Below are 24,167 nucleotides of genomic sequence, written 5' to 3'. Positions count from 1 at the left end.
CAAGGAATAAGACAGATGGCGCGTTCAGCCCTTCTCAATGTAATGGTTCAATCGGCGCTGAAAGCCGGTCGTTCGCTCGCGCGCGATTTTGGTGAAGTGCAGAACCTGCAGGTCTCGCTCAAGGGGCCAGGCGACTATGTCAGCCAGGCGGATCGCAAGGCTGAGACCATCATCAAGACCGAATTGATGCGGGCACGCCCGACCTATGGCTTCATGGGCGAGGAGAGCACCGAAGAGAAGGGCACCGACGGCGCGCACCGGTGGATCGTCGATCCGCTGGACGGCACCACCAACTTTCTGCACGGAATGCCGCATTTTGCGGTGTCCATCGCGCTCGAACGCAATGGCGAGATCGTGGCTGGCGTCATCTACAATCCGTCGACAGATGAACTCTACACCGCCGAACGCGGCGGCGGGGCGTTCCTCAATGACCGCCGTCTCCGGGTCGCCGGCCGCAAGGCCATGTCGGATGCGGTGATCGGCACCGGTGTTCCGCATCTCGGACGCGGTCATCACGGCAAGTTCCTGGTGGAGCTGCGCCACGTCATGGGAGAATGCGCGGGCATCCGCCGCATGGGCGCCGCGGCGCTGGACCTGGCTTATGTGGCAGCCGGAAGGCTTGACGGGTTCTGGGAAACACCGCTGGAGCCATGGGACATGGCGGCGGGCATCCTGTTGATCCGCGAAGCTGGCGGCTTTGTTTCCGACACCAAGGGCGGGACCGACATGTTCGGCAGCCGGTCGGTCGCGGCGGGCAACGAATATATCCTCAAGGGCCTTCTCGAGCTTGTTCAAAGGCCTGTCCCGAAAGCCTGACACCAAGCTCACTGCGTTGTTTTGAAAGCACGCTTTCATTTCCGCTATATTATCGGTTAGTCTCCGCCTGACCTTATGATTTGGAACCTGATTTGGATCAGGAACAAGGGCCGGGACGGATAACGCATGGCAAAACTGACGATGTCTGGTTGGGGTATTTCTGAGGACGGCAGCGGTGCGGATCCGCACAAGCTGTCCAGCCCGCTGGTCTTCTTCTGGAGCATGATGATCTTTCTCATCCTCTCCGGATTCGTGGCAGCCATCCTCTACCGGCAGATCCAGACGGCGTTCCTCGCCAATCCTGGTCTGAACGGGCTGATCGTCGGTGTTCTGGCCGTTGGTGTTTTGCTGGTCTTCACCCATGTGCTCAGGCTGCGGCCGGAAGTGCGCTGGGTAAATTCCCTGCGCGCGACGGGTGATGCCGAAAAAGTCGGGCGCGACCCGGTGCTGCTTGCGCCGATGCGGGCGCTGATCGGCCGCCGTCAGGAAATGGCGCTGTCGACCTCGTCACTGCGGTCAATCCTTGATTCGATCGGGACACGGCTCGACGAATCCCGGGACACCTCGCGCTATCTGATCGGACTGCTGGTGTTTCTCGGCCTGCTTGGCACCTTTTGGGGCTTGCTTGGCACGATCGGTTCGATCAACCAGGTGATCCAGTCGTTGGATCCGGGCAGCGGCGGCACGGAGGATGTGCTGTCGACCTTGAAAAGTGGGTTGTCGGCACCGCTGGACGGGATGGGTACGGCCTTCTCCTCATCGCTGTTCGGGCTTGCCGGTTCGCTCATCCTCGGTTTCCTCGACCTGCAGGCGGGCCGGGCGCAGAACAGGTTCTACACTGAACTTGAAAACTGGCTGTCGACGATGACGGATCTGGATTCGGGCGTCGTGGTGCCGACCGAGAGCTCCGGTACGACGGAAGAAATCCGGATGCTGGCCGAGCGGATGCAGACCCTTTCCCAAGATTCGGGCATGACTCCGAGAACCACGGCGGCGATGGCCAGCCTGGCGGAAGGTATTCAGGGCCTGGTTAAGAACATGCGCAACGAGCAGCAGATGCTCAGGGACTGGATCGAGGCGCAGCAGGTCGAATCGCGCCGGCTGCGCGAGACGCTCGACAAGCTTGCCGACAAGATCGAGGGCAAATAGGCCATGGCGCTGGCACGCAACCGGCGGCGGGAGCGCTCGGTCGATTACTGGCCAGGATTTGTCGACGCGCTGTCGACCCTGCTTCTGGCGATCATGTTCCTGCTCACCGTGTTCGTGCTGGCGCAATTTTTCCTGTCGCGCGAAATCTCGGGCCGGGATCAGGTGCTCAACCGACTCAACAGCCAGATCAACGAGCTGACCGAGCTTCTGGCGCTTGAGCGGTCGGGCAATCAGGACCTCGAGGATACGCTGGCCAATCTGCAGGCCTCGCTTGCGGAGTCGGAATCGGACCGCTCGCGACTGCAGGAACTGCTCGCCAGCGGATCGGGGGCCAGCAGTGCGGCGGAAGCCAGGATCGGACAGCTCACCGACACTCTTGATGCAGAGAAGAAGGTTTCGCAGCGGGCACTCAATCAGGTCGACTTGCTGAACCAGCAAATTTCTGCGCTGAGAACGCAACTTGCCGCGCTTGAGGATGCGCTCGATGTGTCGGAGAAAAAGGACCGCGAGACCCAGGCCAAGATCGCCGATCTCGGACGGCGGCTTAACGTGGCGCTGGCGCAGCGGGTGCAGGAGTTGAACCGCTATCGTTCCGACTTCTTCGGCCGCCTGCGTGAGATCCTTGCGAGCCGTGAAGATGTCCGGGTGGTAGGGGACCGCTTCGTGTTCCAGTCGGAAGTCCTGTTCCCGTCCGGTGGCAATGAGCTTAATCCTGCCGGCAAGGAACAGATGACCAAGCTTGCTGCCGCCATCATAGAGCTCGCACGCGAGATTCCTGACGAAATCAACTGGGTGCTGCGTGTGGATGGCCATACCGACAACGTTCCGCTGTCGGGAACCGGCCGCTATGCCGACAACTGGGAGCTTTCGAGCGCGCGCGCCACATCTGTGGTCAAACATCTGATCGACGAGGGAGTGCCGGCCAACCGGCTTGTAGCAGCAGGCTTCGGCGAGTACCAGCCGATTGCGGAAGGCGATACCGACGAAGATCGCGCCACGAACCGGCGAATCGAACTGAAGCTGACCGAGCGCTGAAGAGAAGAAGCCAGTCCGGATGGCTGCCGTATCAGGCGAGGGCCGGGAAGACTTGCCTTACAGGGAGCGGTGCTGCCAGCGGTGTGTAATCCTGGGGCCTTGAGCGCCTCATTCCGGTGACCAGCACGGCATCGCGGGTCTGTTGGTCCAGTCCTGCGATAGCAGCCTCGAAAGCATCTGCGATGATATCCGCCCGGCCGGCATGTTGAAGGCTGGTGATCAATGGCAAGGCCGGCGTTTGCGGCGTTGTGGCAAAGACCGTCAGGTGCCGTAACGCCGGCTCGTGACGCTTGGCCAGTTCCCAGGTCACGGCGTCAATCGCAGCCCAGTCTGCCTCGCCCTGCGCAACAGCCCATATGGAAGCGCGGTGCGCACCGGTTTCGAGCGGCGCGGGCTGGGATGCCTGACCCGCTTGGACAAGAAACCGGACCGGGGCTGCAAAGCCGGATTGCGAGTGGCGCATGTTGAAGGCGAAGCGCTTGCCTGGCAGGTCGGCCAGATGCCGTGGCGCTTCATTTTTGCGCGCCACCAGCACGCTGAAATATCTGCCGGGGTCCGCGCGGGTGACAGCATGCGCAGGGGTGCCGACGAGGGTCACTTTGTCCGCCAGCATGGTGGCATAGGGATAGCCGCAGGTCTGGGACAGCAGCAAGTCGGGCGCTGTCCACAATGTTTCGGGATCGGCGTGCCGGTCGAGAGCTTGGGGGGCTTCAACTCCCCGTTCCCTCAATTGCTGATGCACTGCCTGCCACAGGCTGTCGGTGGCTTCGCGGATTTCCGGCCAGTCATACATGGGCAGCGAGGCGGCGCCAGTGGCAGCACCGCCCGCGCGTTCTGGAGGTGGCGTCACGTGGTGTCGCCACGCCGCCTGCGCACGGCTTCAATCGGCCAGGCCACCGGCTCCTTCGGCCGGAACGCAAATCGGCGGAACACCTCCCAGTAGCTTTCATAGCGGTAACCTCCATTCATGCGCAGGAAGCGGACCCTGTTTTCGCGGAAGAAACCGGGGATGCGGTACCAGGCGAGCGACGGATAGGCGTGGTGCACGGAGTGATAGTTGTTGTTGAGAAACAACCAGCTCAACGGTCCCCGTGTCTCGATGATCACCGAGCGCTGGTTGGCCTTTTCCACCGCCTGATGTTCGATAAAGGACCGCACCATCAGCAGTCCCATGCCGAAATAGGCGGCAACAAAATAGGCCCATGCATCAAGGTTGCCGCAGGCGCCGATCAGCCAGAACAGCACGGCTACGGCCAGGAGATGACGCAACCATGTGGCAAGAATGCCTTTGTCACCGCCTCTGATACGACGAAGCTCACTGCGGAGAAAACCGATCGTGGCCAGAGCCGGGCCCAGCGTGACGCGGCCCGTGAGCGTGTTGTTGGCGACCAGCAGCTGTTTCAGCCAGGCTGGAACGGCTGCCCAGACGTTGCGGTCGAGGTAGTAGCTCTCCGGATCGTCATAGGGATCGGTAATGTTTTCGTTGATGTGATGGGTAAGATGGCAGTATTTGAAGCGCAGATAAGGCACAAGCACTCCAATTGGCGGTGAGATCAAGAGATCGTTGAGATTTTGGTTCCTGAATGGATGGCCGTGCAGGAATTCATGTTGAAGAGAGGAATGCAGTGTGATCGCGGGGATCAGCAGCAGGACACGTAACATATCCGGCAAGTCAGCCCATCCGAACACCAGCAACAACCACACAGCATAGCAAACGCCTGCCAGAAGCAGGGTTCGCCACTCCGCGTCATTCCGCATTGTGGATACACCTTCTGAATGTTCCCGTTATAACCCGCGGACAGAGGTCCCACCCCCCGCGTGGCTTCCAGACGAACGCCGGATAATTACTCCGATTTGGCGGTTTTCACAATATCGCAACCGGCAACGCGTGAATTTTCTGCCGGCTATCAATCAGAGGCCAGCCGCGGTTAGCGCTTCGGCCCCGTGCTCGAATTGCAGCCGCGCAAGGCGGGCATAGAGCCCGCCACGGGCGACCAATTCGGCGTGGCTGCCTTCCTCGACAATGCGTCCCTTGTCCATCACCAGAATGCGATCGGCACGCAGCACGGTTGCGAGACGGTGGGCGACGACGATTGTGGTGCGATCGAGCATCAACCCTTCCAGCGCCTTCTGCACCAGGGTTTCGTTCTCGGCGTCGAGCGCCGAGGTGGCTTCGTCGAGCAACAGGATCGGGGCATCGCGCAAAATTGCGCGTGCAATTGCTACCCGCTGGCGCTGGCCGCCGGACAGGGTGATGCCACGTTCGCCGACCGGCGTGTCGTAGCCGTAGTCGAGCGCCATGATGAAGTCATGCGCCTGGGCAGCCTGCGCGGCGGCTTCAATGTCAGCCTGGCTGGCACCGTCGCGTCCGAAGGCGATGTTGTCGCCCACAGTACCGGCAAAGATGGTGACATCCTGCGGGACCAGTGCGATGCGGCTGCGAACCTCGGCGGGATCGGCTTTCCGGACATCGACATCATCGACGAACACCGTGCCGCTGGTGGCGTCGTAAAACCGCAGGATCAGCGAAAACAGGGTCGATTTCCCGGCCCCGGATGCCCCGACCACAGCAACCGTTTCACCAGGGCGGACGTGGAAGCTGGTGCCGTTAAGCGCGGATGTTTCGGGCCTGGCGGGATAGGCGAAATGCACATTGTCGAAGCGGATGTCGCCAATCGCCGGCGATGGCAGTGACTTGGGAGAGTCTGGTACCCGGATCTCCGGGATCTCGTCGAGCAGTTCGCTCAGCCGTTCGGCGGCGCCGGCAGCCTGGGACAGCTCGCCCCAGACTTCGGAAAGGGCGCCGAGGCTGCCTGCGGCAAAGACCGAATAGAGCACGAACTGGCCCAGAGTACCCGGCGTCAATTCGCCAGTCAGCACCGATTGTGCGCCATACCAAAGAACGGCGACCACAGAGCCGAAAGCCATCGCGATGGCGAAACCGGTGAGGACCGAGCGGGCGAGAATGGACTGACGCGTGGCGGAGAAGGCGACTTCCACCGCGTGGCTGAAGCGGGCGCGGGCGCGGGGTTCGGTGTTGAACGCCTGTACCGTGCGGGTCGCGCCGATGGATTCGCCGGCAAAGGTCATGGCTTCGGCCAGCTTGTCCTGTGCCTTGCGGGATCGTGCCCTGACCTTGCGGCCGAAACCGACCATAGGGAACACGATGACGGGGATTGCGATGAGAACCAGCGCGGACAGCTTGGGTGACGTGATGAACATCATCACGCCGGCGCCGATGCACAGGATCGTGTTGCGCAAGGCAAGCGAGGTGGTGGCACCAACGGTCGACTTGATCTGCGTTGTGTCGGCAGTCAGGCGCGAGACAATCTCGCCGGAGCGGTTGGCATCGTAGAATGCGGCGGACAATCCGGTGACATGGTCAAAGACGTCGCGGCGGATATCGGAGACCACGCGCTCGCCCAGCGTGATGACGAAGTAGTAGCGGCAGGCCGACGCCAGCGCCAGCATGATGGCAATGGCTGCCAGCATCGAGAAATAGGTGTTGATAAACCCGGCATCCTGGGCCGAGAAGCCGTTGTCGATCATCCGGCGCACCGCCATGGGCAGCGTAAGGGTCGTCACGGCCGCCAACGAGAGAAAGGCGAGAGCGCCGATCACCAGATGCGGGTAGCGTCCAACATAGGGAAAAAGACGTGCCAGGGGGCGCATAGAGAAGCGGGCCTTTTTGGGGGTATCTGTTGGTTTGGCCACGTCTACTCCTGGCACGCGCATCCCAAGTCATGGGCAATGAAGCCGCGATGCTGCAAAAACCGCTGCAGCCCTTGTTATCAGTCATGCCTTCATGTATAGGCTCGCCATCGAATTGGGAAGTCGTTGTTCCTGGGGACATCGGCTTCATTTACGTGTTTGGCCAAAATGCCGCATGCTTTGCAGCGCAGGGCCTCCCAAAGGCAGGACAAAGAAGATGAAGTCGAACATCCACCCCGACTACCACATGATCAAGGTCGTCATGACCGATGGCACAGAGTATATGACCCAGTCCACCTGGGGTGCCGAAGGTGATACCATGAACCTCGAAATCGATCCGAAGTCGCATCCGGCTTGGACCGGCGGCAACCAGCAGATGCTGGACCGTGGCGGTCGTCTTTCGAAGTTCAAGAAGCGCTTCGAAGGCCTCAGCCTGTAAGTTTTGCGGCAATCGCCGAAACTTGGAACCCGCCGGCTCCGGCGGGTTTTTTGTTGCCAGCGGACTGTGCCACCAGCGGAGCTTACGAATAAGCCCGCGGTTCTGTTCCCGCGGGCTTTTCAAATCTGGTGATTTCAAAAAGGGATCAGCGCTTGCTGAACACCGTCTGCAGAAGATGTTGCTGGGCCTGGACGGAGTTTTCATTGTCAGGCTTGAGGGCTGCAGCTTCTTCGGGGCGATAGATCTCGCGGTCAAGCAACGCCACCCGGTTCTGAATGCGCAGCGAGCGTTCGACAAGGTCCTTGAACTCGTCCGGCAGATCACTCCAGCCTTGGGCGCTGCGATCGCACTGGAAACTGTCGAGGCGCACCTTGTTTTTTTCGGCAAGGACCTGGTCGCGGTTCATTTCGCCGTTGTTGACGGCGCGCTGCAACAGCAACCATGACGCCATCTGCATCAGGCGGGTTGTCAGCCGCATCGATTCCGCAGCGTAGAGTACACCGGCCAGGCGTGGCAGGTCTTTCGAGGCAGCCCGGCCCGGTCCATCAAGATAGTTTGCAGTTTCCTCAACAAGCCCCATTCCCTCGGCGTAAAGTGCCTTGAACTGGCTCGAGTTGGCCATGCGGTCCGCGAGGTTGATCGGGTTGAGACTTGTTTCAGACATGGCCGGATATTCCTGGTTACAAACTACTGAGTAGGCGGCATTCGTTGGCGGCGGGTGTCCCTGCCAACGGGCGCAGAATGAACCGGAGCCCTGGTTCCGGCAAGACTATTCTTAAGAAAGGGTTAACGTCAAAAACCTGGTGAAAACGCTGGTTTCGCGCACCGGAATGACCGGCTGCGTGAGCGAAATCAACACTGGTCAGTCAGGTCACTGACGCCATGCTCCCAAGGGCACTTGCGTATATGAGATATAGCACAGAGCACGCGTTCGGACAGGAGCCGGCTCAAAAAAAAGAGCCGCATCAGCGGCTCTCAAGAGTTTAACAGGGAGGCGTCAAACAGTCTGGCCGAGGGCCAGGCTGTCAAATCCAGCAATCCTGGATAACTTTAGTAATAACTCGTAAAGCTTAACTGAGGCTTAACAGTAAAGTCCAATTTAATAAGTTGTTGTCTTGCTTGTTTTATTTCGACTTGAAAAACTGCTCGGCGGCGTTGCGGCTTGAGGTTTTCGACAATTTGTCTGCTTCCAGGCGCTCGATTTCTTTATGCAACAAGGCGATTCGTTGCTCGATTTCAGCGACGGAAAGGAACGACAGATCACAGCCGATCTCATGCAGCTTTTTCGGCGTCGGGCGATCATCATCTGCAAACATGGTCTTGCTTTCCTTATGTCCAATGCTCACGGCGCGCTGTGCCGGCCAGAGCGACTCGGGCTGTTTCGCAATGATGCAAGCGGTCAACCGGCATTGCCGTAATCCTAGCGTGTCCCTAAGTTGTGGAAAAGTGTCACGAGGAGAATGATCAGATGCGCAGTATTGAAATTCGTCAGCCCGGCGGTCCTGAGGTTCTGACACTGACCACCCGCGACAAGCCTGCTCCAGGTGCCTCCGAGCTGCTGATCAAGGTGGCGGCTGCCGGCATCAACCGGCCGGATTGCCTGCAAAGGCAGGGAGCCTATCCGCCACCGCCGGGCGCATCGGATATTCCCGGGCTTGAAGTTGCCGGTGAAGTCGAGGCCGTCGGTGCAAGTGTCGAGAACTTCAAGCCGGGCGACCAGGTCTGTGCCCTGGTTCCCGGAGGCGGTTACGCTGAATATTGTACCGTGGACGCATCCAATGCGCTCATCGCGCCGGCTTCCCTGACCATGACCGAGGCTGCGGCGATTCCCGAGACGTTCTTTACCGTCTGGCACAATGTGTTTCAGCGCGGTGGCCTCAAGGCTGGCGAGACATTCCTGGTGCACGGCGGAACATCTGGCATCGGAACAACTGCGATCCAGCTGGCCAAGGCGTTTGGCGCGAAGGTATTTGCGACGGCCGGCTCGGAGGCGAAATGCGCAGCCATGCGCGACCTGGGAGCTGACCTGGCGATCAATTACCGTGACGCGGATTTCGTCGAGGCTGTGAAGGAGGCTACAGACGGAAAGGGTGTCGACCTGATCCTCGACATGGTGGGTGGTGACTATATCACCCGCAACTACAAGGCAGCGGCAGTCGAGGGGCGGATTGTCCAGATCGCGTTTCTGAGAGGGAAAAAGGCCGAGGTTGATTTTTCACTTCTGATGATGAAACGGCTGACGCATACTGGATCGACGCTGAGGGCGCGGGACATCGCGTTCAAGGCCGGAATTGCCAGGGAGCTTCGCCAGCATGTCTGGCCGTTGCTGAGCGAGCGCAGGGTGCTGCCGGTGATGGATTCGATCTTCCCGCTGGAGCAGGCCGCAGCAGCACATCGCCGGATGGAGGATGGCGATCATATCGGCAAGATCGTGCTCGACATGAGCTGAACGGCCCCCAGTTGCGGCAAGGCCGCGAACAGGACACTCGTGATTTGCACACCAACGCCCGCTTCCAATTGGAAGCGGGCGTTGGTGTATGCTGACAGGCCGTTCATGCACAGACAGCGGCGCTGTTGATTTAAAGAGCGGTCAATTCTCCGGTGCGGCGCGTGGGTCGAGATTGATCGATTCCGGCGTTGCTGCGCGGGCCGAGGGAACGGAGGCAAAATTTTCGCGCTCTTCAGCGGGAATAGCGGCCCGCATGCGGGATCGTATCAGCGCATAGCCCGCGACGGCCAAGTGAGCGATTGCGGTGACTGCGAACAGGAGATAGGGGCTGTAGCCCATGGTGATGCCGCCTACCAGCGGGCCGATGATCGTGCCTACACCATAAAGAAGCAGAAGACCGCCGGACACGGTGACGAATTGATCGCTGTCGGCGTAGTCGTTGGCGTGGGCGACAATGATTGAATAGAGCGTGTAGGACATCGCGCCGTACAAAGCGATCAGTCCGTAGAGAACCGTGATGCCTGAAGGCTTGAGCAGGGCGATGGCAAGGCCCGAAACGCCGGCGATGGCTGCCAATGCAGCGAGAACGTAGCGCCGGTCCATGCGGTCGGACATGCGGCCTGCCGGCAGTTGCATGACTGCGCCGGAGAAAATGGTGATCGACATCATCGTCGCAATCGTGAATGTCGTCAGGCCGACATCGGCGCCAAAGACGGGGGCGAGGGTGCCGAAGGCGCCATTGGCAATCCCGATCAGCAGCATCGCGACGAAGGAGACCGGCGAGTTGCGGTAAATCATCTTGAGATCAAGCTTGACCTCCTTCAACGGAGCTGGGCTGGAAGCGGTGGAGACCGCGGTGGGCAGCAACGCCAGACAATAGAGAATACCGGCGATGATGAAGAAGGTCGGTTGGGTGACGTCCCCGGCTGCGATGCTCATCTGCCCGGCGACGATGGCAACATAGGTGACTGTCATGTAGAGCGAGAAAATGAGGCCGCGGGTCTCGTTGGTCGCGCGCTCGTTTAGCCAGCTTTCGATAATCATGAAAGCGGCGGCCAGCGAGAACCCGGTGACCACGCGCAGCAGAATCCAGCTGATCGGATCAACCAGCAAGCCTGTCAGCAGCGCGATAATGGCAATCGTCGCGGAGAACGCTGAAAATGCGCGGACATGGCCGATGCGCCTGACCAGGCGCTGCGAGAAGACGCAGCCGAGCACGAACCCCGCCGCCCAGGCCGTCCCCAGAAGACCCAGCGATGTGGGCGAAAAGCCTTCGGCCGACCCACGCATCGGCAGCAAAAGGCCATGAAGCCCATTGCCGGCCAGAAGAAACGCGGTGCCCAGGAGCAATGACAGGACGGGAAGGAGATTGCTGCGCATGAGGAACCGGTGTGCAAAAGTGTTAAGGACCAAGCTTGCCGGGAATCATCGCCCGAACCTCGATAAGCCTAGCTGATCGGTCAGGATCATGACAGGTATGTGGCCAAAAGCAAAAAAGGCGTGACGAATGTCGACTAAGATACTGCTGGTCCTGGTCCTGGTGGCCATGGTGCTGCATCTCATCAAGCCGTTTGGCCTGCCCGGGCTGAAGCGGCGCAGCGATGTCTGGAAAATTGCGTTCATTCTGGTGTTTGCGATGATGATGGCACTGGTACTGCGTCCGGAATGAAGCGGGCGACATGTTGGGCCCAGTGATGGTAGCCGGCGGCATTGGCATGGAAACCGTCGACGGCAAAACCCTCGGGACCTACCACGGGCAGCGGGTCTATTGCAGTGGCATTGCGTTCCCGGCACAGCTGAACGCCCATGGAATTGATGATCTGTGCGCGCAGGCCGAGGATGTAGCCGAGTGAGCGGGGCAGCGCGGGCACATCCGGCAGGGCCACGACAGGTGACCAGAAGACCGCGGCATCGGGCCAGCGGGCGTGGACGGCGTAAAGCAGTCCACCGAAACCTTTCTTGAAGGCTGAGCGGGTCTTGAAATTCTTCGCGTCATTGGTGCCCACGGTGATGACCACATGGGTGAAATCGCGCTCTTCGATATGCGGAACCACGAAATCGCGCACCTGGGAGGCGATGGCGGAATTGGCGCCGGCACTGCGCCAGGCGACCGGCTTGCCTGTGGCCTGGTTGATGCGTTCGGCGAGCTGGGGGCCGAGCGTGTCTTCAATCCTGTCGGCACCGACACCGGCGGCTGACGAATCGCCGATGACCAGCAGGCGTGCCTCGGCTTCGCCATCCCCGACCTGGCCCTTTGGCCGGCCACGCGGTGGCGGCAGGCGCGGCACGATTCTGCGTACGCCAAGTCCCTTGAACAGTGCGATCGGCACCAGCATCCAGCTGATGAGGCCGGCAAGTGTGTTGTTCATGGCAGCTATCGTCTCTACGTGTCCGGGTCGTCGGTGCTTGGGTACGCGGCCCACGATAAAGCGAAACCCGCCGTGGTGCCACGGCGGGTTGATGCAGTTTCAACAGCTTGATCCTGTTCAGCCTGCGCGCGAGGCCTCGAAAATGCTGTCGATTGTCGCGGCAAGCGTCGCATCGAAGTCAGCATCGCTCTGGCCGTGCGACAGACCCTCGGTCAGCGCGCGCGAGAAGGATGCAATCACGCCGGCATTCGCGCCGAGCAGGCGGTTGGCTTCCTCACGCGAATAGCCGCCCGAAAGCGCGACGACGCGCATGACACGGGGATCGTCCACAAGCGGCTTGTAGAGATTGGCGGCAGACGGCAGCGACAGTTTCAACATCACCTGCTTTCCGGCCGGCAGGGTGTCGAGATGGCGCTGGATTGCCTCAAGCAACAGCTCTTCCGCCTCGGCCTTGTCGGCGATCTTGATGTTCACTTCCGGCTCGATAATCGGCATCAGGTCATGGCCGAGAATCTGTTTGCCGATTTCGAACTGCTGGGCGACGATGGCTTCGATGCCGTCCTTGCTGGCGGCATTGATGACCGAGCGCATCTTGGTGCCGAAAATGTTCTTAGCGACGGCGCGTTCGAGCAGCGCATCGAGATCGCCCATCGGCTTCATCAGCTGCACGCCGTTTTCTTCCGCCGCCAAGCCCTTGTCGACTTTCAGAAAAGGAACGATGCTGCATTTGTCCCAGAGATAATCTGCAGTCGGGATGCCGTCGATTTCACCATCCATCGTGCGCTCGAACAGGATGGCGCCGATCACCTTTTCTCCGGAAAATGCCGGCGACTTGATGATGCGGGCCCGCATTGCGTGGATCGCCGCAAACATTTCCTCATCGCCGGAATAGGCATCTTCGGCAACGCCATAAAGGGCCAGCGCCTTGGGCGTGGAACCGCCGGACTGGTCGAGCGCGGCGATAAAGCCGTCCTTGTCCGCCATCTGTCGCGCCATGGTTTCGTTCATCATGCCATAATCCCCGTTGTCTGTGTCTCGCCGGCTGCTTTTACAGATGCGGCAAGGCGGAGAAAATAGGCATCGGCCCGCTTCAATCGATTGAAAATCTTTCAATCGATTGAAGATTCAGGTGTTTTTTCGTCATGCTTAACAGCGACCAGTAGCGGGCAATGCAGCCCTCGTCCCAAAGGCATTTCGCCAGAATGGTCCTTGGCCGCGGCCTTCGTCATCGAGTATGCCCCAGCATGCCCTGCTTCCTCAGGCCACGGCAAGAAACCATTCTGACCAAACCAGCACCACGACACTTATCCGTCCACAGGACCTAGCGCTTGAGAACGTCGACGCCGGGCAGGGGCTTGCCTTCCATCCATTCCAGGAACGCGCCACCGGCGGTCGAAACATAGGTGAAGTCGTCTGCTACATCGGCATGGTTAAGCGCTGACACGGTGTCCCCCCCGCCGGCGACTGAAACCAGCAGGCCTTCACCGGTGCGCCGTGCGGCGTGCTGGGCGGCGGATACCGTTGCTGCATCAAAGGGCGGGATTTCAAAGGCGCCGAGCGGGCCATTCCATACAAGGGTGTCGGCCTTGGTGATCCAAGCGTTGATATCTTTAATGGATTCAGGCCCGACATCGAGCATCATGGCGTCGGCCGGGATGGCGGACACAGCCACGGTCTCGTTGTCGGCGCCGGCCTTGAATTCCCGTGCCACGACACCGTCTACCGGCAAGACGATGGTGCAACCTGCTGCAAGGGCCTCGGCTTCGATCGCCTTGGCGGTGTCGGACAGATCGTGCTCGCACAGCGATTTCCCGACATCGATACCGCGGGCAGCGAGAAACGTGTTGGCCATGCCGCCGCCGATCACCAGCGCATCGACCTTTTTCACCAGGTTCTGAAGCAAATCGATCTTGGTCGAAACCTTGGCTCCGCCGACAATGGCGACCACCGGTCGGGCCGGATTGCCGAGGCCTTTCTCAAGCGCCACCAGTTCCGCCTGCATGGTGCGTCCGGCATAGGCCGGCAACAGATGCGCCAGTCCCTCGGTGGAGGCATGGGCGCGGTGGGCTGCAGAAAATGCGTCATTGACGAAAATGTCGCCGTTCTCAGCCAGCGCTTTGGCAAAGTCGGGATCGTTCTTTTCCTCGCCTGAATGAAACCGAGTGTTTTCCAGCAGCAGGATGTCGCCATTGACCATTGCCCCGACTGCCTTTTCTGCCTTGTCGCCGATGCAGTCAGCGGCAAAATGGACGCGATGGTCGAGGACGCTTTCGACAATTCCGGCAATCGGATCGAGCGACATCGAGGGAACAGCCTGGCCTTTCGGACGGCCGAAATGCGCCAGCAGGATCACCCGTGCACCCTTGCCGGACAGTTCCATGATCGTGGGGGCGACCCGTTCGATGCGGGTGGTGTCGGTCACCTTGCCATCCTTGACCGGCACGTTCAGATCGACGCGCACCAGGACGCGCTTGCCGGAAAGGTCGGTGAGATCATCAAGTGTCTTGAATGAGGTCATGAGGTGTTCCGTTCGTCAAGTTGATGCTGCGCGGTTTTGCCTGCGCTAAGATGGTAGCGCTGTTGTAGCGAGGCAAGGCGGTGAGGGAAACTGGCAACCGGCTCTTTCATCACTCATTTTCGCCGTGCGCGGGCAAAATCGCGGATCATGTGAACGATCTCGCGCAGATTGAGGAACAGCGGCAATCTGGTCGCCGGGGCGACGGGTTCGAGCGAAATCCCGACCATCTTGATGAGGCCGTGTTCGTCGGTCTGGCGCACGATCAGGACAATGCGCCCGATCTTGACCCGGTCCGCATAGTCGGGCTTTCCGCCCAGGCGCTGTTCCATCAGTTCGGCGATGGTCAGCGACTTCTCCGTCTCACTGAGCAGGCCGGGACCATAGGCACTTTCGAGCTCCTCACAGCTTCTCGACGGGTCGATGGTGAAGGTGCCGAAGAACTCGTTGTCGTTTTCGTCGACGGCCAGCCTGGATGCAAACAGCCGGTCGAGAAGGCGCGAAAACCCGGGCGCGATGAACAGATAGACCTGATCGTTCTCACGCAGCCGTCCGGCGTATTGATAGCGCATGGAATTGCCGTCGCGAATGACCAGCGAAGGGCGTGCCCAGCGCGGAATCCGCTCGCCGCGCAGGACCGGGCTGTCGGCGACCACGCGGTAAGCCAGCAATTCATGGTTGGCGGTACCAGGCAGATCGACCTCGAGCTTGTCGATTGCGCCGATCTGCGGCGGGATGATCAGGCCCAAACGCTTGGCCACCGGCTTGACGGTCCAGCCCTGAATGGCAAGCGAGACCATCACAACAATGAAGGTGGTGTTGAAATAGAGCTGGCCGTTTTCAAGATTGCCGAGGATGGGCAGGATGGCGAGCAGAATCGAGACGGCTCCCCGCAAGCCGACCCAGGCGACGAAGCCGGTTTCACGCTGCGTCAGGTCGAAGGGCAGCAGGCAGAGCCAGACCGCCAGCGGGCGGGCGATGAACACAAGAAAAATTGCGAGGCCTACGGCGGGGAGCACGATCTGCGGAAATTGCGATGGCGTTGCAAGCAGGCCGAGGACGAGAAACATGATAATCTGTGCCAGCCAGGTCATGCCCTCCTGAAAGCGGTTGATCGATGTCTTGGCCTGGATCTTCTTGTTACCGGTGTAGATGCCGGCGACATAGACCGCCAGAAACCCACTGCCGCCGATGGCCGAGGTATAGGCGAAGACCAGCAGCGCCAAGGCGAGAACGAAGATTGGGGCAAGCCCGCGCTCGACGGGAACCCGGCGCATGATCTGGACAATGAGAACACCGCCGATAAGGCCGAGCAGCAGGCCGAGTCCGATCTGCTTGATGAACAGCAGCAAGAGCTCCACGCCGGCACTGTCGAGGGCCTCGCCACTGGCCACGATGCCGACCAGGGCAACGGTGAGAAAGATCGCCATCGGGTCGTTGGTGCCGGATTCGACTTCCAGCGTCGAGCGGACCTTGTCGCGGATATTGATGCCGCCTGTGCGCAACAGGAAGAACACGGCTGCGGCGTCGGTGGAGGCAACGATGGATCCCAGCAGGAAGCTTTCGAGCCAGGTAAAGCCGAGCAGAAAGCGGGCGGCCGCGCCGAACAGCACCGCTGTCAACAGCACGCCGACGGTGGCAAGCGTCAGCGCTGGGACGGCCGCCTGCCGAAAGGACTGCAATGACGTGCCAAAGCCGGAATCAAACAGGATGATGGCAAGTGCGATCGAGCCCAGCATGTAGGCGGCGGAATTGTTGGAAAAATCGATGCCCAGACCATCGACACCGGCAACCAGTCCGATGAGCAGGAAGAGCAGCAGCAAGGGGGCGCCAAAGCGCTCTGCCAAGAGACTGGAGAAGGCAGCAATGAGAATGAGTGACATTGAAGCCAATGTCACGACGTAGAATGTGTCCAACCGTCGGCCCTTGTCCGGATCGCTAAATAAAACAGCCGAATATGCTTTGACTGCAAGTATGGGAGGCGGCTGCGATCGGATCAATGATCGCAAGGCCGCGAAGCGATATTTTCCTTAAAACAAGGTGACAGTTGGACCAAAACCGGCGGCAAGGCAGACAAGGAAAGCCCGGTAGCATCGGTACCGAAAACAGCAACGCCACCGCTCGTTAGAACGGTGGCGTTGCCGTATTGCGCGGTCTTTCACATGCCCGCCGGCAGGCGGGCTCGTGCCAGGAACTAAATGAGCTTTGCCATCGCCACGGCGGTGTCGCCCATGCGGTTGGAAAAACCCCATTCATTATCGTACCAAGTCAGGATCGAGCACAGGGTGCCTTCCATGACCTTGGTCTGGTCCATGTGGAAGACCGAGGAGTGCGGGTTGTGGTTGAAGTCGATGGAGACATTCGGCTCGTCGGTGAAGCTGAGAACGCCCTTCAGCGGGCCGTTTGCGGCGTCGCGGATGGCTTGGTTGATCTCTTCAGCCGAAGTCTCGCGCTTGGCAATGAACTTCAGGTCGACAACCGAGACGTTCGGGGTCGGAACACGGATCGACATGCCGTCAAGCTTGCCGTTGAGCTCGGGGAGCACGAGGCCAACAGCCTTGGCGGCACCGGTCGAGGTCGGGATCATCGACATGGCGGCGGCACGGGCGCGATAGAGATCCTTGTGCATCGTGTCGAGCGTCGGCTGGTCACCCGTGTAGGAGTGGATCGTGGTCATCATGCCCTTTTCAATGCCGATGGCGTTGTGCAGGACATGGGCGACGGGAGCCAGGCAGTTGGTGGTGCACGAAGCGTTGGAGACCACCAGGTCGTCCTTGGTCAGCACGTCGGTGTTGACGCCATAGACGATGGTCTTGTCGGCACCGGCCGAAGGCGCCGAGACGAGAACCCGCTTGGCGCCGGCTTCGAGATGGATGGCAGCCTTTTCCCGCGCGGTGAAGATGCCGGTGCATTCCATCACGATGTCGATGCCGAGATCGCCCCAGGGGAGGTTCTTCGGATCGCGCTCCGAGAACACCTTGAAGGAATCGCCGCCTTCAATGCGGATCGTGTCGCCGTCGACCTCGACGGTCTTGGGGAACTTGCCGTGCACCGAATCCCAGCGCATCAGGTGAGCGTTGGTATCGACCGGACCGAGATCGTTGATGGCAACGATGTCGATGTCGGTGCGCCCGGATTCGTAAATGGCGCGCACAACATTGCGGCCGATGCGGCCAAATCCGTTGATGGCAATCCTGGTCTTCATTCTATTCCCTCCGTCCTGGGTCCGATTGCGCCTGTCTCTGCGAGTTCAGGCTTCGTCATGTAACCTGGCTTCGACCGCTTTCACCGCAGCCTTTGCAGTGATGCCGAAATGCTCATAGAGCTCCTTGTAGGGTCCGGAAGCGCCGAACCCGCTCATGCCGATGAACAGACCGTCAGTGCCGATGAAGCGATCCCATCCCTGCCGTATGCCGGCCTCGATGGCGATCTTGACCCTGGAGTCTCCGATGATGGCCTTCTTATACTCCGGGCTTTGCTCTTCGAACAGTTCGAAGCTGGGCACGGAGACTACGCGGGTGCTGTGACCATTCGCCTCAAGCATCCGGCGTGCCTCAAGAGCGATCTCGATTTCCGAGCCGGAAGCAAAGATCGTCACCTCTGCATCGCTTGCCGAAACCAGATCATAGGCACCATAGGCGCAGAGGTTTTCCTCGGTGAAATCGGTGCGTACCGTCGGCAGGTTCTGGCGGGTGAGGGCGATGCCGCTCGGGCGCTTGCCCTGTTCGAGCGCAATCTGCCAGCATTCCGCAGTTTCGACCGTATCGGCCGGCCGGAACGTCAAAAGATTGGGAATCGCGCGGAGTGCAGCCATATGCTCCACCGGCTGGTGGGTCGGTCCGTCTTCCCCAAGTCCGATCGAATCATGGGTTAAAACGTGAATGACACGGATGCCCATCAGAGCTGCAAGGCGGATCGAAGGACGGCAGTAATCTGAAAAGATCAGGAAGCCGCCAGAGTAGGGGATCAGGCCACCATGCAGCGCGATGCCGTTCATCATTGCCGCCATGCCGTGTTCGCGAATCCCGTAATGGATGTAACGGCCTGAGAAATCGTCCGGCGTGATCGCCTTGGTCTGGCTGGTGCGGGTGTTGTTCGATCCGGTCAGGTCGGCGGATCCGCCGAGCGTTTCGGGGGCAACGCCGTTGATAACCTCCAGCGCCATTTCGGATGCCTTGCGTGTGGCGACCGTCGGCTGGTCATCGGCCAGCTTCTTCTTGTAGGCGGTGATTGCCGGTTCCAGTTCACCAGGCAGGTCGCCGTTCATCCGGCGTTCGAAAGCCATGCGGATGTCATTCTCGGCCTCGGCAAGGCGGGATTCCCAAGCCTTGCGGTCCTTGACCGAGCGCAGGCCCGCCAGGCGCCAGGCGTCGAGAATATCGGACGGAACAACGAAAGGTTCTTCGTTCCAGCCGAGCGCTTTCCGGGTGCCGGCAATTTCCTTGTCGCCGAGCGGTGAGCCGTGGGCGCCGCTGGTTCCGGCCTTGTTGGGTGCGCCGAAACCGATCACGGTCTTTGCGGCGATCAGGGTCGGGCGGTCGGATTTCTGCGCCGTCTCGATGGCCTGGGCGATCGCATCGGGGTCATGACCGTCAATGTCGAGCGTGTTCCAGCCCGAGGCTGCAAAGCGGGCGAGCTGGTCGGTCGAGTCGGTGAGCGACACCGGACCGTCGATGGAGATCGAATTGTTGTCCCAGAACACGATCAGCTTGTCGAGCTTGAGATGACCTGCCAGCGAGATCGCTTCCTGGCTGATGCCCTCCATCAGGCAGCCGTCGCCTGCCAGCGCATAGGTGTAATGCTCGACCAGATCGGAGCCGAATTCCTGGGCGAGCTTGCGCTCAGCAATTGCCATGCCGACCGCATTGCCGATGCCCTGACCGAGCGGGCCGGTGGTGGTCTCGATGCCTGCGGCGTGGCCATATTCGGGATGCCCGGCAGTGGGGGAGCCCAGTTGGCGGAAATTCTTGATGTCTTCGAGCGAGATATCGTCATATCCGAGCAGATAGAGCAGCGAATAGATCAGCATCGAGCCGTGGCCGGCGGACAGCACGAAGCGGTCGCGGTCGGGCCAGTCCGGTTTCTTGGGATCGAAGCTCAGATAGCGCGAAAACAGCACCGTGGCGATATCGGCTGCGCCCATTGGCAGGCCGGGATGCCCGGATTTCGCTTTCTCTACAGCATCAATGGACAGAAACCGGATTGCATTTGCCATCCGGTCGTGTTTTTCGCGTGAAATCATGATGGTTCCGCCTGGTCGCGTTCATGTCAGGTCCGGGCTGGATATAGTCCGGATCGAAGGCCGCGCACACATAGCAGTTGCTAGGCGGGAGTCAACAAATGCCTTGGCTGCAAACGCCTGGGGATGCACATCTGGTTTTGTTGACGGCCGGTTCGGCTAATGCGTAAAGTCGCGCCCACAAGTGTCCGGAATTCAAGCGATTCGGCTTGTGGTACAGATCCAGGGAAGCTGACAATGCCGGTTGAAAGAACAGCACAATCCGCACTTGAGGCGTTGAAAAAAGCCCTGAATCAACTCGACAATGAAGTCGATCGTCAGGTCGAGACGAGCCGCAGTTCGACCGAAGCGACGGCTGAACTGAGCCGGATGATCGAGGATCGATCACGGCTGGCGCTCGAGCTCGACCAGTCGCAAGACCGGGCCAACCGTCTGGAGGAAGCCAACCGGGAAGTCTCGCGCAGGCTGGTGACGGCCATGGAAACCATAAGGGCGGTTCTCGATCGCTGAGACTGACAGTATCAATCGCATTTGCCTTCGATCACCCGGGGTCGTGCAAAACAGGACGTGTTGAATGGCTCAGGTAACGGTTACCATTGACTCAAAGACCTATCGGATGGCCTGCGAAGAAGGCCAGGAAGAGCACCTGAGCGAGCTTGCCGGGCGGTTCGACCGCTACGTCGGTCACCTCAAGGGGCAGTTCGGCGAGATCGGTGACCTCAGGATCACGGTCATGGCCGGCATCATGGTGATGGATGAGCTGCACGAGCTGCAGCGCCGCATGCGGGGTCTGGAAGCCGAAGTCGAGACGCTGAAGAAGACCCGAGACACTGCGTTGAGCAAGGTTGACAAGACCGATCATGATCTCGCCGAGGCCCTGTCTGAGGTGACCGGCAAGATCGAGCAGATCGCCGGCAAGCTCTCCGGGCGGAGCTGAAATCCGGGCCGGGAGCCTGGTGCGACCGTGTTCAAAATGCTTGCCTGTGTACAAGGCCGGTCTGTGGCCCATCCAGGTGTCGCCGGTTGTCCTGGGCGAGGGTGATTTCGGTCGCCCGGCACGCTAGCGCCGGATTATTTGCTGACTTGCAAATTGCTCATTGGAGTTAAGCACGCGATGACCTATATGGGGCATGCGGTCTGCGCCTCTCGACAGGATACTCGAACCCTGGGGCCTTAATTGATCCAAAGGGAGCTGTCCCTGACCGGACCCGTGGGTCCGGACATATGGCGCCCACCTACGTTGTAGGTTCCCAGGATCAATAAAATCCATCGGTTGCCGTGGATCGCACTCTTTCCCCAAAAATCCTCCATTCGGTTCACCCGCTGCGCCGCCTGTCGCAGCGCCCGGCAACTCAGAGGTTTGGGCAGGGCCGGGCCATCAGATCAGGGGTCTACCAGTTTAGCACGTCTTTCGCTGTGGCCGTCGTCTCTGCGAGTATGGCGAGGTGGATGGATCCATGCGTTGGAGACAGTCAACCGTTCAATATTTTCCTGCACTGACTTCTTGGTGTATAGTATCTGCAAAATTCAACTGGCTGTCCTGAATTGCTATTTCAAAACATAGGCAATGTTTTGTTTCAGGGTTGAAGCATTCTTATCTTCATTGAGGGGGTGGAAATGTCAAATACAACAGCGCGCAGCGATGATGTTTCAGTTTTACATCCGGCCATACGTGAAAAAGTCACTGCGATCAGGGATCAACTGCATCAGGAAGATATTCCGTTTGAGGTTTTTGAAGCGTTTAGAACCCCTGAACGCCAGGCAAAACTGCAGGCGAAGCGGCCAAAGGTGACTTGGGTAGGCCCCTGGGGATCGATCCACCAGTATGGCTTGGCGGTCGATTTTGTCCTGAAGATCAACGGGAAATGGTCATGGGATGATCGCGGGCCTGAGGCAGCCTACTGGACCAGAATGCACGAGCTGGCTTTGGAAAACGGCATGACACCGCTCTACAACAAGGCCGGAGCTCTGATCGAAAAGCCTCACATCCAGTTGAAGGGTGTTTCGGCCAGAGATCTGTACAAAGGGCACTACCCTGAAGGAGGTGATGAGGCCTGGGCGGAGTATCTGGGCAATCTGATCGACAATTGGACCGGCAGTCCTGCTGCCCCGGTCAAGCCGCAAAATGTCGCCGAACGGCCGCCGCTTGCGCCGGATGTCATCGCCGAGATGGAGGATCTGGTTCGCGGCGATACGCCAGGTCCGGAAGACAAGGCCTCGACGGATCCTCGGTTTCAGAAGCTGCACGAATTCATCAAACGCTGGGAGGGCGGTTTCGTCGATCATCCGGATGACCCGGGTGGTGCAACCAATATGGGCATCACCATCGGCACACTGGCCGAGTGGCGCGGGACCAAGGTTACCGTGGAAGACGTTCGGGAGCTCAGCAGATCCGAGGCCGACAGCATCTTTCGCGCAAATTACTATAGCGCCAATCGCTGCGGTGAGATGCCGGAGCGGATGGCGATGGTGGTCTACAATTGTTCGGTCTTGTCGGGGCGCGAGCGCGCAATCGAATTTGTGCAACAAGCCTTCAACAATCTCGGACTGCTGGTTGATGGCAAGCCGCTGGTCGTCGACGGAGTTCTGGGCCGCATGACCATGAGCGCGATCCGGGGGGCGGACCCCTCCATTCTGGCGGAAGCTTTCATGGATCGGCAGGAGGACTATCTGCGCCAGCTCGACACTTTCCCGGTTTTTGGCAAGGGCTGGCTGAATCGCATGGCCGCATTGAGAGAGTTCGTCAATACACTGCAAAAGGGAGCGGGCGCTCGTCCGGCGATCAAGATGTCTGTGACAGATAAACAATCCGACCTCGAACTGCTCATCGAGAAACTTATTCCCGGGCAAGATTCCGGGTCCCGGGAGGCGATGATCAGGTTGCTCACTGAAACGGTGCGGTCCGATGCCGGAGCGAAGACACCGCGTTCAGCGGTAGGCACTTTGCTGGGCCTTTTGACCGGCGCTGCGCGGGAAAGAATGGGCGCTGACACTCCGGTCTATGATGCGGCCACCACGATCTCCAAGGGGCCGGATGGCAAACCTCCGTTGACGCCGATCAACGCGGCCCTTGGTGAAACATTCGGAAGGGCCATGAATGGGAAGAAATCTGTGACCGGTATCGCCGGACTACTGCTCACTGCGTTTCTGCCGAAACTTGGTGTCTCCGGTGACATTGTCAATTTCGTTGGGCAAAACTCGGAAGCGCTGCTGACACTGTTTTCCCTGATTACGGGATGGGGAATGTTCGGAAAACTCGACAAGGCCATTCGCCTTATGGGGATGATCGACGCGGTGCGGAAGTCCTGACATATCCTGACTCTCAGCTGGTCCAGGTGGATGCCAAGCGTGATTGACCACAAACCAAGTCGTCGTCACATCCGGCTGGTGGGCGGTCCTGATCACCGACTATTCGATCAAGCCCATCTTCATTGCGCGGGCGACGGCCTCTATTGTGGTGCTTGCCAACAGCTTCCTGCGGGCCGAGGCGAGATGATCCTTTCCTGATTTTCCAGGAGTGTTGACGGTTTGGGCCAAGGCTTCAGGGGGCTGCCCTCTTGCCACCGATTGGAGAATAGCCCTTTCCGGATGGGTCAATCGCTCCGAATTTTCAGTCATGGATTCCCGCAAATCTGTTTTTTGAAGCCGTATCGATGTGCCTTAACGATGGGCATGACATCCGGTGTGATGGCGCAAGCTTCCGCCGGCGGCAAATGATTGTCCGGATTGTCGTAAATGGTCCGTTTCAGGGAGGAGTGTCGTAATGAAACGGCCCTCTCAACCACCGACTGAGCCAGGCCGTGCTTGAATTCTGCCAATTGAGCGCTTACCCCCATTTACAGGCAGAATCCGCACGGAGAGCAAGATGGACAACAAGGCAGGCATTCGCGCTGCGGTTCTGGCGCGACGGGATGCACTCGCTGCGGCCGACCGGATCGAGATGAGCCTTGCCATGGCCGAGATCGGCGAACAGCTGCAATTCGATCCTGGTACCGTGATTGCCGGCTATCTGCCGATCCGGTCCGAACCTGACCTGCGGCCGATGCTCGCGCGCTTTCGTGAGCGGGGAGCCCGGCTTTGCCTGCCGGTCGTGCTTGACCGGGAAACCATCGTCTTCCGCGACTTTATCCGCGGCGCCGAGCTCGTCAGCACCGGGTTCGGAACCTCTGGGCCAGGTGCAGAGGCGGAACTGCTTGATCCGGACGTGCTGATGATGCCGCTGTCGTCTTTTGATGCGCAGGGCAACCGGCTGGGGTATGGCGCCGGACACTACGACCGGGCGATTGCACGGCTTCGCGCCAAGGCTCGGATGCCGCTCTTGATCGGCACCGCGTTTGCGATGCAGGAGGTCGAAAGGTTGCCGGCCGAAGCGCACGACGTCCCTCTTGACATGATCCTGACGGAGCGAGGCTTGCGCTCGCTTTCGCAAGCCTTATAGAGAGCAA

Annotated in this window: 23 protein-coding genes and 1 other RNA gene; 12 read left to right on the top strand and 12 right to left on the bottom strand. The window is 59.8% G+C overall.

Going from position 1 to position 24,167, the window contains the following annotated elements:
• The first annotated feature begins 15 nt into the window (after positions 1-15).
• From CRO46_RS05915 to CRO46_RS05905, 3 genes are all read left to right on the top strand, one after another.
• The gene (locus tag CRO46_RS05915; RefSeq protein ID WP_097105905.1) at positions 16-816 is read left to right on the top strand and encodes an inositol monophosphatase family protein; all 801 of its coding nucleotides are present in this window, start codon (positions 16-18) and stop codon (positions 814-816) included.
• A 126-nt stretch (positions 817-942) separates the two neighbouring features.
• Positions 943-1,965 carry a MotA/TolQ/ExbB proton channel family protein gene (locus tag CRO46_RS05910; RefSeq protein WP_097105903.1) on the top strand — a complete coding sequence of 341 codons (1,023 nt, stop codon included), beginning with the start codon at positions 943-945 and terminating at the stop codon, positions 1,963-1,965.
• Between the two features lie 3 nt (positions 1,966-1,968).
• Positions 1,969-3,000: a peptidoglycan -binding protein gene (locus tag CRO46_RS05905; protein WP_097105902.1), complete on the top strand. Its 1,032-nt coding sequence runs from the start codon at positions 1,969-1,971 to the stop codon at positions 2,998-3,000.
• Between the two features lie 31 nt (positions 3,001-3,031).
• On the opposite strand, the gene CRO46_RS05900 is transcribed toward CRO46_RS05905, so the two are convergent.
• The 3 genes from CRO46_RS05900 to CRO46_RS05890 form a co-directional block, all read right to left on the bottom strand.
• Positions 3,032-3,850, bottom strand: coding sequence for a phosphate/phosphite/phosphonate ABC transporter substrate-binding protein (locus tag CRO46_RS05900; RefSeq protein ID WP_143438965.1), 819 nt, complete (start codon positions 3,848-3,850; stop codon positions 3,032-3,034).
• Positions 3,847-4,662, bottom strand: a complete 816-nt coding sequence (locus tag CRO46_RS05895; protein WP_244577810.1) for a fatty acid desaturase — start codon at positions 4,660-4,662, stop codon at positions 3,847-3,849. The genes CRO46_RS05900 and CRO46_RS05895 overlap by 4 nt, the downstream gene beginning before the upstream one ends.
• A gap of 249 nt (positions 4,663-4,911) precedes the next feature.
• A complete protein-coding gene (locus CRO46_RS05890) occupies positions 4,912-6,735 on the bottom strand; it encodes an ABC transporter transmembrane domain-containing protein (RefSeq protein ID WP_097105896.1) in 1,824 nt (607 codons plus the stop codon).
• Between the two features lie 193 nt (positions 6,736-6,928).
• Here CRO46_RS05890 and rpmE point away from each other — a divergent pair, with 193 nt between their 5' ends.
• On the top strand, positions 6,929-7,150 hold the full coding sequence (gene rpmE, locus CRO46_RS05885) for a 50S ribosomal protein L31 (protein ID WP_097105894.1): 222 nt from the start codon (positions 6,929-6,931) through the stop codon (positions 7,148-7,150).
• A gap of 145 nt (positions 7,151-7,295) precedes the next feature.
• Here the strand turns inward: rpmE and rcdA are convergent, their stop codons facing one another.
• The gene (gene rcdA, locus CRO46_RS05880) at positions 7,296-7,814 is read right to left on the bottom strand and encodes a protease adaptor protein RcdA (protein WP_097105892.1); all 519 of its coding nucleotides are present in this window, start codon (positions 7,812-7,814) and stop codon (positions 7,296-7,298) included.
• A 460-nt stretch (positions 7,815-8,274) separates the two neighbouring features.
• Positions 8,275-8,466, bottom strand: coding sequence for a DUF1192 domain-containing protein (locus CRO46_RS05875; RefSeq protein WP_097106544.1), 192 nt, complete (start codon positions 8,464-8,466; stop codon positions 8,275-8,277).
• A 152-nt stretch (positions 8,467-8,618) separates the two neighbouring features.
• Between CRO46_RS05875 and CRO46_RS05870 the strand changes: the two genes are divergently transcribed.
• Positions 8,619-9,599 (top strand): NAD(P)H-quinone oxidoreductase, encoded by a 981-nt coding sequence (locus CRO46_RS05870; protein WP_097105891.1) that lies wholly within the window; start codon positions 8,619-8,621, stop codon positions 9,597-9,599.
• 141 nt (positions 9,600-9,740) lie between these two features.
• Here CRO46_RS05870 and CRO46_RS05865 read toward each other — a convergent pair whose 3' ends face one another.
• Entirely contained in the window at positions 9,741-10,979 is a 1,239-nt protein-coding gene (locus tag CRO46_RS05865) for an MFS transporter (RefSeq protein ID WP_097105889.1), read from the bottom strand.
• A 127-nt stretch (positions 10,980-11,106) separates the two neighbouring features.
• Between CRO46_RS05865 and CRO46_RS19935 the strand changes: the two genes are divergently transcribed.
• Positions 11,107-11,268 (top strand): hypothetical protein, encoded by a 162-nt coding sequence (locus CRO46_RS19935; protein WP_097105887.1) that lies wholly within the window; start codon positions 11,107-11,109, stop codon positions 11,266-11,268.
• Here the strand turns inward: CRO46_RS19935 and CRO46_RS05855 are convergent.
• The 6 genes from CRO46_RS05855 to tkt all read right to left on the bottom strand — a co-directional run bounded on the left by CRO46_RS05855 (position 11,219) and on the right by tkt (position 19,725).
• Positions 11,219-11,968: an SGNH/GDSL hydrolase family protein gene (locus CRO46_RS05855; RefSeq protein ID WP_097105886.1), complete on the bottom strand. Its 750-nt coding sequence runs from the start codon at positions 11,966-11,968 to the stop codon at positions 11,219-11,221. The genes CRO46_RS19935 and CRO46_RS05855 overlap by 50 nt on opposite strands.
• A gap of 117 nt (positions 11,969-12,085) precedes the next feature.
• Positions 12,086-12,979, bottom strand: a complete 894-nt coding sequence (locus tag CRO46_RS05850) for a fructose bisphosphate aldolase (RefSeq protein ID WP_097105884.1) — start codon at positions 12,977-12,979, stop codon at positions 12,086-12,088.
• Between the two features lie 310 nt (positions 12,980-13,289).
• Positions 13,290-14,486: a phosphoglycerate kinase gene (locus CRO46_RS05845; RefSeq protein WP_097105882.1), complete on the bottom strand. Its 1,197-nt coding sequence runs from the start codon at positions 14,484-14,486 to the stop codon at positions 13,290-13,292.
• Positions 14,487-14,599: 113 nt separating this feature from the next.
• A complete protein-coding gene (locus CRO46_RS05840; RefSeq protein WP_097105880.1) occupies positions 14,600-16,399 on the bottom strand; it encodes a potassium/proton antiporter in 1,800 nt (599 codons plus the stop codon).
• A gap of 278 nt (positions 16,400-16,677) precedes the next feature.
• Positions 16,678-17,688 carry a type I glyceraldehyde-3-phosphate dehydrogenase gene (gene gap / locus CRO46_RS05835; RefSeq protein WP_097105879.1) on the bottom strand — a complete coding sequence of 337 codons (1,011 nt, stop codon included), beginning with the start codon at positions 17,686-17,688 and terminating at the stop codon, positions 16,678-16,680.
• A 45-nt stretch (positions 17,689-17,733) separates the two neighbouring features.
• Positions 17,734-19,725, bottom strand: coding sequence for a transketolase (gene tkt / locus CRO46_RS05830; RefSeq protein ID WP_097105875.1), 1,992 nt, complete (start codon positions 19,723-19,725; stop codon positions 17,734-17,736).
• Between the two features lie 234 nt (positions 19,726-19,959).
• On the opposite strand from tkt, the gene CRO46_RS05825 reads away from it, so the two are divergent.
• The 6 genes from CRO46_RS05825 (at position 19,960) to CRO46_RS05805 (ending at position 24,160) form a co-directional block, all read left to right on the top strand.
• The gene (locus CRO46_RS05825; RefSeq protein ID WP_097105872.1) at positions 19,960-20,232 is read left to right on the top strand and encodes a DUF4164 domain-containing protein; all 273 of its coding nucleotides are present in this window, start codon (positions 19,960-19,962) and stop codon (positions 20,230-20,232) included.
• A 64-nt stretch (positions 20,233-20,296) separates the two neighbouring features.
• Positions 20,297-20,659: a cell division protein ZapA gene (locus CRO46_RS05820; protein WP_097105869.1), complete on the top strand. Its 363-nt coding sequence runs from the start codon at positions 20,297-20,299 to the stop codon at positions 20,657-20,659.
• Between the two features lie 194 nt (positions 20,660-20,853).
• A non-coding RNA gene (gene ssrS / locus CRO46_RS05815) (6S RNA) lies at positions 20,854-21,011 on the top strand.
• Between the two features lie 499 nt (positions 21,012-21,510).
• Positions 21,511-23,031: a glycosyl hydrolase 108 family protein gene (locus CRO46_RS05810; protein WP_179758965.1), complete on the top strand. Its 1,521-nt coding sequence runs from the start codon at positions 21,511-21,513 to the stop codon at positions 23,029-23,031.
• Between the two features lie 43 nt (positions 23,032-23,074).
• A complete protein-coding gene (locus CRO46_RS19930) occupies positions 23,075-23,218 on the top strand; it encodes a hypothetical protein (RefSeq protein WP_179758964.1) in 144 nt (47 codons plus the stop codon).
• A gap of 369 nt (positions 23,219-23,587) precedes the next feature.
• Positions 23,588-24,160, top strand: coding sequence for a 5-formyltetrahydrofolate cyclo-ligase (locus CRO46_RS05805; RefSeq protein ID WP_097105865.1), 573 nt, complete (start codon positions 23,588-23,590; stop codon positions 24,158-24,160).
• Positions 24,161-24,167: the final 7 nt, after the last annotated feature.

The sequence above is a fragment of the Parahoeflea halophila genome (assembly GCF_900220985.1).
GTDB lineage: Bacteria > Pseudomonadota > Alphaproteobacteria > Rhizobiales > Rhizobiaceae > Hoeflea > Hoeflea halophila.
The sequence above is the reverse complement of the archived record's forward strand: the minus strand, read 5'-3'. Positions and strand labels throughout refer to the sequence as shown.